The sequence below is a fragment of the Parolsenella sp. genome (genome assembly GCF_982402205.1).
On record NZ_CEVYAT010000108.1, the window covers coordinates 1 to 5,526 of the forward strand.

The 5,526-nt window shown below is 61.2% G+C and carries 4 protein-coding genes and 1 pseudogene; 3 read left to right on the top strand and 2 right to left on the bottom strand.

Annotation, left to right across the window (positions count from 1 at the left end; translation table 11 throughout):
• Window positions 1-205 (bottom strand): annotated as a pseudogene (locus tag AC1VTH_RS06245) (bifunctional 4-hydroxy-2-oxoglutarate aldolase/2-dehydro-3-deoxy-phosphogluconate aldolase); the annotation flags it as partial.
• A gap of 485 nt (window positions 206-690) precedes the next feature.
• On the opposite strand from AC1VTH_RS06245, the gene ilvD reads away from it, so the two are divergent.
• Window positions 691-2,331 (top strand): dihydroxy-acid dehydratase, encoded by a 1,641-nt coding sequence (gene ilvD, locus AC1VTH_RS06250; RefSeq protein WP_481335307.1) that lies wholly within the window; start codon window positions 691-693, stop codon window positions 2,329-2,331.
• 252 nt (window positions 2,332-2,583) lie between these two features.
• Here ilvD and AC1VTH_RS06255 read toward each other — a convergent pair whose 3' ends face one another.
• Complete coding sequence (locus AC1VTH_RS06255; RefSeq protein WP_481335308.1) at window positions 2,584-3,477, bottom strand: NTP transferase domain-containing protein; 894 nt, start codon at window positions 3,475-3,477, stop codon at window positions 2,584-2,586.
• A gap of 520 nt (window positions 3,478-3,997) precedes the next feature.
• Between AC1VTH_RS06255 and AC1VTH_RS06260 the strand changes: the two genes are divergently transcribed.
• Window positions 3,998-4,999: an extracellular solute-binding protein gene (locus AC1VTH_RS06260; RefSeq protein WP_481335310.1), complete on the top strand. Its 1,002-nt coding sequence runs from the start codon at window positions 3,998-4,000 to the stop codon at window positions 4,997-4,999.
• A partial coding sequence (locus tag AC1VTH_RS06265; RefSeq protein WP_481335311.1) for an ABC transporter ATP-binding protein occupies window positions 4,987-5,526 on the top strand: 540 nt, incomplete at its 3' end. The genes AC1VTH_RS06260 and AC1VTH_RS06265, both read left to right, overlap by 13 nt.

Consider the following 5,526-nt stretch of genomic DNA (forward strand, 5'->3'; position numbering starts at 1 on the left):
CCGTGCCGGCACCAATCTTTACCTCGGAGCCGAATTCTTCGTTAAGCCTCTCGATAATGCCGGCAGCGCCTGGAGTGTTAAACGCGACCTCAACGGCATTGAGCTTCGTGCCAACGAGCTGCTCGACCACACAGCGGCATTGCTCATATGTATAGCCTCGAAGAATCACCGTCACCTTGGGAAAATCAGCATTCTTGTCAAACATCCAGCTCTTCTCCTCTCCCCTGTTAGAACCGAAGTCATGGCCTGAAGTCGTTAAAGTGCTTGTCTTTACTAATGCATAATTCACTAAAGCTCTGAATTACGGGTTCATATTTTCTTCACTCTTGGAGAAACAGTAAAGTTCAAATCCGTAAACGGCAATTTGCCAGTCTATAAATGCGAAATACCTGCATTTTATTGAAATGATAAAGCACCGTTTACCGAATACTAAATTTGAATTCTATGAGGTACCCCCCCCCGGCCGCGTAATTCATTCATTACGAATTGCATATTTTCATTTTCTCTTTGCATATCTAAGCATTTTATATGTTAAGTCTCTACACACTTCCTCCATATTTCATGCCTAATGAGCAAGAGCAGGGGCCTGCGACTTGAGAGGCGATACCATGGGCCCAGCCGCGCAATCAGGAATTTCCTCGTCCGCGGTGTCTACCAAGCAGCCCCATCTATCGGGAAAGGGGATTCCCCATGCAGCGAGCAATTGACAAATTGGAGCCCTTCCAGAGGACCATCTCTAAGGCTCACCTTGCGGCGGCGGGCGTATCCATTGACTCTCTTGAGAATCCGGACAAGCCGCTCATTGCCATTGCCAACAGCTGGAACGAGCTCTGCCCCGGCCACGAGCCCCTGCGCCAGCTTGCCGCCGAGGTCAAGAAGGGAATCCTCGAGGCTGGCGGCGAGCCCATCGAGTTCAACACCATTGGCATGTGTGACGGCGTGGCGCAGGGCCATGCGGGCATGCGCTACTGCCTGCCCCACCGCGACCTTATCACGGACTCGTGCGAGGCCATGATCGTGGGCGAGGGCTGCTTTGACGGCGTGGTCTACATGGGCAGCTGCGACAAGATCATTCCTGGCATGCTTATGGCCGCGGCGCGCATCGACCTGCCTGCCGCCATCGTTACCGCGGGTCCCTGCTATGACGAGATCAAGCCGTCCGAATCCAAGGCCCTGCGCGCTCGCTTCCTGGCGGGAGAAGCCACCGAGCGCGAGGTCATCGAGGGGACGCTTCGTTACTACACGGGTCCCGGCATCTGCCCGTTCTTGGGTACGGCCAACACGATGGGGTGCCTCTGCGAGGGTCTGGGCATGATGCTGCCCTATGGCGCCCTGTGGCCCTCCTCGACGAGCCAGCGCAGGTTCTCCGCCAGGCGCACCGGCGCTGCCGTTGTTGACCTCGTACGCAGGAACATCAAGCCAAGCGACATCATGACGCAGAGTGCGATCGACAACGCCGTGGCCCTGCTTGCCTCCATTGGCGGCTCGCTCAACGCGCTTATTCACCTGCCCGCGCTGGCAGACGAGCTTGGCCTTGAATGCACGTGGGCCAAAGTTGCGGAGGTTACCTCGCACACGCCCGTTGTCTGCAACGTGGTGCCCAACGGGGACATCTCGTGCATCAACCTATACAAGGCTGGCGGCATCCCCGCGATTCTCAAGACCATCGAAGCGAGCCTCAATACGAGTGTCATGACGGTAAGCGGCAAGACTATGGCCGATGAGCTCGCGGGCGACATCCCCGTTGATCGCTCGGTTATCAGGACGCAGGACGATCCGGCGTCGGTTGCCAATGGCATCCAGGTTCTCTACGGCAACCTGGCTCCGGAGGGAGCGCTGGTCAAGACGAGTGCCGTTCCGGCCAGCCAGCACGTGTGGAGTGGCCCCGCCATGGTGTTCAACTCCGAGGACGAGGCGTTTGCAGCATATAACGAGCACCGTATTGCCGCTGGCACGGGCGTTGTCGTGCGCTACGAGGGTCCAAAGGGTGGGCCAGGCATGAAGGAGCTCCACCGCGTGACGGAGATCATGAAGGGCATTCCCAGCTCTGCCGTGATCACCGACGGGCGTTTCTCTGGCGCCTCGGGCGGTCTGTCCGTTGGCTACCTGTGCCCCGAGGCGCTCGACGGTGCGCCCATTGCGCTTGTGGAGGACGGCGACATCATCCGCGTTGATCTGAGCCAGAACCTCATTGAGCTCGAGGTGGATGAGGCCGAGCTGGAGCGCAGGCGTGCGGCGTGGAGGCCAGTGATTCACGAGAATGGCGGAAGGCTTCTTGCTCGCTATGCCAAGCAAGTGGGGTCCGCAAAGACGGGTGCCGTCTTGAGATAACCAATCAGCCCTTTGGCCCGCCCTTTTATCATTTCAATCAATAGCGATGTCGCTTGCGGACGGCATCTGAGAGGCCTGATGCGTCGGGCCTCTTTTTATGCGCATACCCCGCAATGCTGTGCATGCCCCACAATGCGTCATCCTCCACCCATCAGCGCCCATCCTAGCCTCCCAGCGATGCTGAAATGCGATGGGCCACGTCACCAAAAGAGGGGCGCCGCCGCCCCTCAGTCTCACATCATGCACCAGCCGCTACCCCGCATACGCGCTGTCGAGTCGCTGTAGGTCCTTAAACGTGTCAATCTCTACGATGTCCTCCTGACGGCACTCGCGCACGTGCACGTCGTAGTGGTCGGCGCAGTACGTCAGGGGCACCTCGTCCCAGTAGCGCTCCTTGCCGCCCGGCATGGCAATGGTCTTCTCGATGTCGCCCACCAGCCTGTGACCGTCCTCGGGCGTCCAGTACGAGATGCCCACCATCTGCCACACGCCGCCGTCGCCGCCCACGCGCACGCGCTCGATGACGCCCTTCTTGTCCACGTCAAAGCACCAGTCGTCAGACCGCTCCATGGGAATGGCCAGGTAGTTGGAATGGTACTGGTACCTCTGAATCAGCTCCGGGTTCGACAGCAGCAAATCGCTCTCAATCACATACGCGCCCTGCAGCTGGTACCTCGCGGCCATGAGGCTCGAGATGTTGTTGGCCTCGTTGTACATCGGGTTCTCGATGAACTTGATGTTGGGGTACTTGTACAGCAGCTGGTCAAACTGCTCGCCATAGTACCCGCGCACAATATAGACATCCTCGATGCCCGCCCGCTGCACCGCGTCGAGCAGGGTGTCGATGATCCTCGTACCCCTCACGCGCACGAGCGGCTTGGGCGTGTTGAGCGTAATGGGCACGAGCCTACTGCCAAACCCCGCCGCAATGAACACCGCGCGCTTCACGCGGTACGGCTCGAGCGCCGCCAGGCCCGCCGCCGCAAGCGCCCCGTCGCTCATCCAGCCCTTCTCGGTGACCGCGGCCACCACCGCGTTTACGCTCCCAACGCTCATCTTGGTCTTCTCAGCCAGCTCACGCTGCGTCAGCGCATACCCCTTGGCCTGCTCAAGGGCGGTCAGAACGAGAAACTCCTTGTACTCCATGCGGCTCTCCACAGCTCGGGGCTCACTCATAAACGTAGCAACCATTCTACGCGTCAAAGCCGCACGCGTCTCTCGCGCTCGCACGAGGCTCTCGCGCCCGCCCGCGCCATCCGCTCGTCCAATTAACGCACCTTAATTGTCGGTTCATCCAATTTACGCACTCCCAGGCCATTTAACACGTAGTTTGGACGATCGAATGTTCTCCGTACGTAATTTGGACGAGCGCACGCACTAGTACGCCCATGTTCCAGCTCCGCCAGCTCGCTGCCATAGTATTGAACATGAACACGCCGCACTTTCTCGACTTTTGTCCCACTGCACGCTCATTTCAGCCGCACTTCAGTCATACTGTTGAACATCGTGCGAGACGGGCACCCAACAGCGCCCGCAAATCGCACGCGGCAGATACCCCACGGCGTCCGCCTACCAGCACGACACGCGGCAGGCACACGCCCGCCGCCCACACAACCAAAGGCACCACCAACCGGGCGCCCCAGCGCCTGCGCAACCAAGGAAACCCATGATCACAAGAAGACAGTTCGTCTCCGGCCTCGCCGCCGGCGCCGCGGCCTGCGGCCTCGCGGCACCCCTCGCCGGGTGCTCCTCGCGCGGGGCAGACAACCAGGTCATCATCTACTCCTCCTGCGAGGGCAACCGCAACGAGAACCTCATGACGGCCATTCGCAGCGAGCTCCCAGACCTCGACGTCCGCCTCAAGTACATGTCCACCGGCAACCTCGCCGCCCGCCTCAAGATGGAGGGCGCCTCCGCCGAGTTCGACATCGCCCTTGGCGTCGAGGCCGGTTACCTGCGCGCGGCCGAGGACTCCCTCGCGCCCCTCGCAGACCGCTTTGATCTCTCCACGTTCGAGGATGACCTCGTTATCTCCGACAAGATCATGCCCCTCACCCGCGAGTGCGGTTGCTTTGCCCACAACATCCAGGTCCTCGCCCGCGCAGGCGTCGCCGCCCCCACCGGCCTCGACGACCTGCTCGACCCGCGCTTCCAGGGCCTCGTCACCATGCCTAACCCCAAGGCATCGAGCACCGGCTACAACTTCTACTACTCGATGGTGAACCTCCTCGGCCTCGACGGGGCGCTGGACTACTTCGACTCCCTGGCCAACAACGTCTACCAGTTCACCTCCTCGGGCGGCGCCCCCGCAAGTGCCCTCACCCGTGGCGAGGCGGGCCTTGGCCTCTCCCTCGTCTTCGAGCTCGTCAACGAGCGCAACGACGGCGCCCCCACCGAGCTCGACCTCTTCCCCGAGGGCGTGCCCTGGACCATGAACGGCATCGCCGTGGTCAAGGGCCACGAAGACCGCCAGGCTGTCTGGGACGTCATGCAGTGGTTCTACAGCCGCGGCATTCTCCTCGACAAACAGGCCTTCGTGCCCGACCAGGTCTTCAAGGACCAGCACACCACCATCGAGGGCTACCCCACCAACATCACGTACGCAAACATGGACGGCCTGTTCGATGTCGACCTCAAGGAAAGGCTGCTAGACGCATGGAAGTACTAGACAACGCAACGCCCGCCACGGGCAACGTCCTCGAGGTCCGCGACCTGCGCAAGGTCTACGGCGGCCGCGAAATCCTGCACGGCATTTCCTTTGACGTGCGCGCCGGCGAGTTCCTCTCGATCCTTGGCCCCTCGGGCTGCGGCAAGACCACCACGCTGCGCCTGCTCATTGGCCTGGAGACCGCAGACGGCGGCACCATCACCGCCGCAGGCAAGGACCTCACCCGCCTCGCGCCCTCGCAGCGCGGCATGGGCATTGTGTTCCAGGACTACGCCCTATTCGAGAACATGACCGTGCAGGAAAACATCGAGTACCCGCTCTCCTTCCGCGCGGACCTCAAGGCCAACAAGGCAAAGATCGCAAGTGACCTGCTCGCCCGCGTGGGCCTCGCAGACCAGGGCGCCAAGCGCGTCTCCCAGCTCTCCGGCGGCCAGCAGCAGCGCGTCTCCATTGCCCGCACGCTGGCCCTCAACCCCGGCATCATCCTGTTCGACGAGCCCATGAGCGCCCTCGACGTCGAGACCCGC